Here is a 4,605-nt window from a genome sequence, read left to right as displayed (position 1 = left end):
GAGGTACAGCCAGTTCTCCGCGGCGGTGAGGTCGGCGCGCGGCTCCAGCGGCTGCTGTCCTTCGCGGAGGCGGTAGAGCGCGGCGAGGATCGTCGGAGTGACCGCGCAGACGAGCATCGCGTCGGCCTTGCGGCGGGACGGATCCGCGTCCCAGAGCGGCGGCAGCGCACGTACGGCGGCGAGTAGTGAGAGCGCCGTACGGAGGCCGGCGAGCGGGTTGAAGGCCGGGCCGGCCGCGGCGATCGCGGGAAGTACGGCACGGACCTCGTCCGGGAGGACGCGCAGCGGGGCGAGCTCCTCGACGAACCGGGCGCGCTCGGCGTCGGTCGGGAGGCGGCCCTCGAACATCAGGTACCAGACATCTTCGAGCGTCTTGGACTTGGCGAGGTCGATCGCCGAGTACTGCCGGTAGTGGTAGAACCCCTCGTCGCCACGGACGTCGCCGAGGGTCGTCTCGGTGACGACGACATTGCGCAGACCGGGCGGAACAGTGATCGTTGTTGACATATCTTCAGGGTTGACAGGCAATCAACTATTGTCAATATTGATCCAGTCAACATGAATGCAGCGAGGAGCGCGAATGCCAGCCGAAGGTGACGAGAATTACCTGACCACCGCCGAGGTGGCGCGCCGCCTTCAGGTCAAACCCGCCACCATCTACGCGTACGTCAGCCGCGGCCTCCTCACCAGCACCCGAGCCCGCGGCCGCCGCGGCAGCCTCTTCGCTGCCGACGAGGTCGAACGCCTCGCGGCCCGCTCGATCGAACACTCCGGCGTCGTAGAGCGGATCGAATCCCAACTGACCCTCCTCGCCGACGACGAGCTCTACTACCGAGGCCACTCCGCCCGCACCCTCGCCACCACCTCCACCGTCGCGGAAGTAGCCACCCTCCTCTGGACCAACCAACCACCTGTAGGCGCAGATGCTGATGGGGTGTTCGGGGTTGAAAAGCAAGGGGTGGAGTTGGCTCGGGTGGGGATGGGGGTGGTGCCGGACGGGGCTCGGTTGACGGATCGGGTGCGGGTGGCGGTGGCGGTGCTGGGGGCTGCGGATCCGTTGCGGTTCGACCTGTCTCCGGGGGCGGTGACGGCCGCGGCGGGGCGGTTGATCGGCACGGTGGTGGCGGCGTTGCCGGGCACAACGGCGTACGGCGTACCGACGCTGGGGGCGCGGCTCTGGCCGAAGTTGTCGGAGGAGGAGCCGCGGCCGGAGCTGCTCGACGCCGCGCTGATCCTGCTCGCCGACCACGGACTCGCGGTGTCCACCGTCGCGGCCCGGGTCGCCGCGAGCGCACGAGCGAACCTGTACGCCGTGATCTCCGCCGGCCTCGGTGCGCTCGACGGGCAGTACCACGGCGCCGCGCCGACCCTCGCGTACGAGTTCCTCGACCGCGCGAAGGCCGACCCGGTGAAGGCGTTGTCGGATCAGCTGCGCTCCGGCAAGCCGATCCCCGGCTTCGGCCACCGGATCTACCAGCACCACGACCCGCGCGCCGACGTACTGCTGGAGCTCCTCGGCGACCACCCGATCGTGGACACGGTCCGGGCGATCGCCGACCGCACCCCGGCGTTCCCGAACAGCGACCTCGCGATCGCCGCGATCATGCACGCGTACCGCTTCCGCCCGGACGCCGGCGACGCGCTGTTCGCGATCGCCCGGATGATCGGCTGGACCGCGCACGCCCTCGAGGAGTACGCCGCCCCCGCCCTCCGCTTCCGCGCCATGGGCATCTACACCGGCCAACCCACCTGACCGGCAGCCGGACAGTACGTATACGCCCACCACTCGCGCGCCCAAGCGTGGACGGCCACCGGATCCCCGGGCAGTGGGCGTATACGTACTGTCGAGATCCCTACTTGGCCGTCAGCTTGATCAGGGTCGCGGCGCCCGGGGCGAGCGAGACCTGCACGGGGCCGACGCGCTGTGACACGTACTGCTGGCGTCCCGGCTGGAACACCCCGACCGAGCCGACCGTCTGCTGATTCACCGCAACGACCGCCTTCGCACGGCTGCCGTGCGAGCGGTTGCTCACCAGCAACCAGCGATCGTTCACCGCCGCATCACGCGACCGGAACGTACCGACCACCACCGCGTTGCCCGTCACCCCCGACACCAGATTCGTCGGCGTGAACCCGACCGCACCGTTCGGCAGCGGCATTTCGTTGGCGTGCTCAACGGTTTCGGACACCAGCGGCTTCAGCTCCCGTCCGACCGGATGCAGCCAGCCGGTGTTGATCTCCTGCGCTGCGTAGTACCGCGAGGTCCGCTGCCCGTCGACCGTGATCAGCGCCGGCCCGAACCCCTCGCCGCGCGCCGGGTCCGGCGTCCAGTAGGTGAAGTACTGGATCCCCTTCGCGCCGTACGCGAGGCTGATGTTGACCTGCCAGAGCAGCTCCGCCGCGGTCGGTTCGCGATGGTTGTTGTAGGCAAGCGTCTGGATGTACACCCAGGCCGGGATGTCGCCGTGCAGCGCCGCGTCCCGGACGATCGCCCAGTTGTGGAAGTAGTTCGTGTCCTCGCGGCCCTCGGACAGCAGCGGGTACCGGTCGAACGAGATCAGCGACGGCTGCACCACGTCGACGAAGTTCCGGTAGTACGCCGGGTCGTCGGACGGGAGCAGGTTCACGTACGGCAGCAGCTGCGGCGCGAGATCGCGCGAGATCGCCAGCGCCTTCCCCAGCGTCGTGAACCACCCGGCGCCCGGCTCGTCGTAGAAGTTGAAGCCGGCCAGCGAGGAGTACGGGCCGTACGCGTCCCGCGCGCGGATGTAGAGCGCCTGCGCCTCGGCCGGCGTCACGCTGAGGAAGTCCGTCGTGGTGTCGGAGATCGAGAACCAGCGGGACATGTTCCGGATCTGGATGTCGTCCGAGATCAGCAGCTTCAGCCCGGCGTCGCGCGCCAGCCCGAGCTGGTACTGGAAGATGTTGCCGTCGCCCGCGTAGTTGCCGGAGATGACGAAGTCGAAGCCGGCGTTCTTGATCTCCGCGAACCGGTCCGCCGTACTGGCGAACGGATGCGGCGGCCAGAACAGCCCGATCGGGAAGTCGGGCCCACCGGTCAAGGGCAGGGTGTCCGGCGACGGTACGGCGACATCAGCAGGCAGCACCCCGGCACCCGCGGCCGCGGACGCGGCACCGGACGCAGTACCGGTGGCGGACGCGGTGCCGGTGGATGCGGTGACGGCTGCTGCGGTGAGGGCGGTTGCGCCGGCGCCGAGCAGCAGGCTGCGGCGGCTGGGACCGAGGATCTGGTGCGGGCTCTCCATGACTCTCCTCCGATAGGCGGTCGAACGAAAGAACAGGTCGTCAGGAACGGTGACGGTGCGCGGCCACCGCGTCGGCGGTCGCGTCGAAGGCTTGTTCGGCAAGGGCGTAGTCGCGTTGGGCCACGCCCAGGTACAGGGCATCCAGTACGAGCATCTGAGCGTGCCGCCCGGCCAGTCCCCCGGTGCGCAGCGTCACGTCGCGGGCAGCGGTGACCAGCACGATGTCGGCGACCTGCGCGAGCGGCGAGCGCGGATAGTTGGTGATGGCAACAGTCGTCGCACCTTGGCGGCCGGACCTGGTCAGCGGCTCCAGCACCTCCAGCGTCTCGCCGCTGTGCGAGATCCCGACCGCGACATCACCCGCGCCGAGCAACGCGGAACTGGCCAGCGCCGTGTGCACATCGCTCCAGGTACTGGCGCCGCGCCCGATCCGGTGCAGCCGCAGCCGCAGATCCTCCGCGACCGCCGCGGACCCGGCCACCGCGTACAGGTCGATCCGCCGCGCATCCGAGATCGCCGCCGCGGCCCGCCCGAGCGCATCGACATCGAGCGCCGCGACGGTGTCCTCGAGCGCGCGGGTGTCGGTCCGGAGCAGGGTCCGCAGTACGTCGTCCAGCGAATCGTCGGGCCCGACCTCGGACCCGGTACCGCGTTCCCAGCTGAGACTGGTCCGACCACTCTCGGCCGCGAGCGTCAGCCGCAGTTCGGCGTACCCGGACAGGCCGAGGGCCAGGCAGAACCGCGTCACGCTCGGCAGCGACGTACCGCAACGCTCCGCGAGCTGCCCGATCGTCGACGAGGCCACCGCCGCCGGGTCCCGCAGGACCTCGGCCGCGATCCGCGCCTGCGCCGGGCTGAGCACCGGCAGCAGGCCGTGGATGCGCGCCTCCAGACTCGGCGGCGGCGACTCGACAGCACTCATGTAAAGAATTCTCAGAGCACCTCGACAACATTTACAAGAATTCACACTGACCGATTCCGGCCATCACATCAGACCGGTCGTCGACCGGCTGTCAGCCCGCCGTCATCCGCCGGATGGTGAACTGGTCGGACCAGCCACCGGCGAGCAGTACGTCGATCCGGCCGCTGAGCACGTACGTGCCGTCCGGCGTGACCGCTGCCGTCGTCGGCCCGGCGACCGGCCACGGCTCGACCGAGCGGACCCGCGCCGTACGGAAGTTGTCCGTACTGCTCAGCACCGTTGCCCGCTCGACGCCCGGAGCGCCGAGCTTGTTCGTGATCGCGATCAGCCTGCCGTTCTTCGTGAGAGCCAAGCCATCTCCGCCGACCAGTGCACTGGTCAGACCAGTGACACTGAGTTCACCTCGCGGGGAGATCC

General features: G+C 69.5%; 5 protein-coding genes. 1 reads left to right on the top strand and 4 read right to left on the bottom strand.

Features of this window, described 5'->3' with window-relative positions; translation table 11 throughout:
- The coding region (locus VFF46_RS36280; protein WP_325041787.1) for a citrate/2-methylcitrate synthase at positions 1 to 507 on the bottom strand (507 nt) is incomplete at its 3' end.
- Positions 508 to 580: 73 nt separating this feature from the next.
- On the opposite strand from VFF46_RS36280, the gene VFF46_RS36275 reads away from it, so the two are divergent.
- The gene (locus tag VFF46_RS36275; RefSeq protein WP_325041786.1) at positions 581 to 1,753 is read left to right on the top strand and encodes a citrate synthase; all 1,173 of its coding nucleotides are present in this window, start codon (positions 581 to 583) and stop codon (positions 1,751 to 1,753) included.
- A gap of 100 nt (positions 1,754 to 1,853) precedes the next feature.
- Here VFF46_RS36275 and VFF46_RS36270 read toward each other — a convergent pair whose 3' ends face one another.
- The 3 genes from VFF46_RS36270 to VFF46_RS36260 form a co-directional block, all read right to left on the bottom strand.
- Positions 1,854 to 3,266, bottom strand: coding sequence for a hypothetical protein (locus VFF46_RS36270; protein WP_325041785.1), 1,413 nt, complete (start codon positions 3,264 to 3,266; stop codon positions 1,854 to 1,856).
- Positions 3,267 to 3,306: 40 nt separating this feature from the next.
- Positions 3,307 to 4,188, bottom strand: a complete 882-nt coding sequence (locus tag VFF46_RS36265) for a MurR/RpiR family transcriptional regulator (protein ID WP_325041784.1) — start codon at positions 4,186 to 4,188, stop codon at positions 3,307 to 3,309.
- Between the two features lie 91 nt (positions 4,189 to 4,279).
- Positions 4,280 to 4,605, bottom strand: a 326-nt coding sequence (locus VFF46_RS36260; RefSeq protein ID WP_325041783.1) for a hypothetical protein, incomplete at its 5' end; no start/stop codon positions are given.

The sequence above is a fragment of the Kribbella sp. genome, from assembly GCF_035655035.1.
In the GTDB taxonomy this organism is placed as follows: Bacteria; Actinomycetota; Actinomycetes; order Propionibacteriales; family Kribbellaceae; genus Kribbella.
Note: the sequence above shows the minus strand (reverse complement) of the source record. Positions and strands in the feature narration are given on the sequence as shown.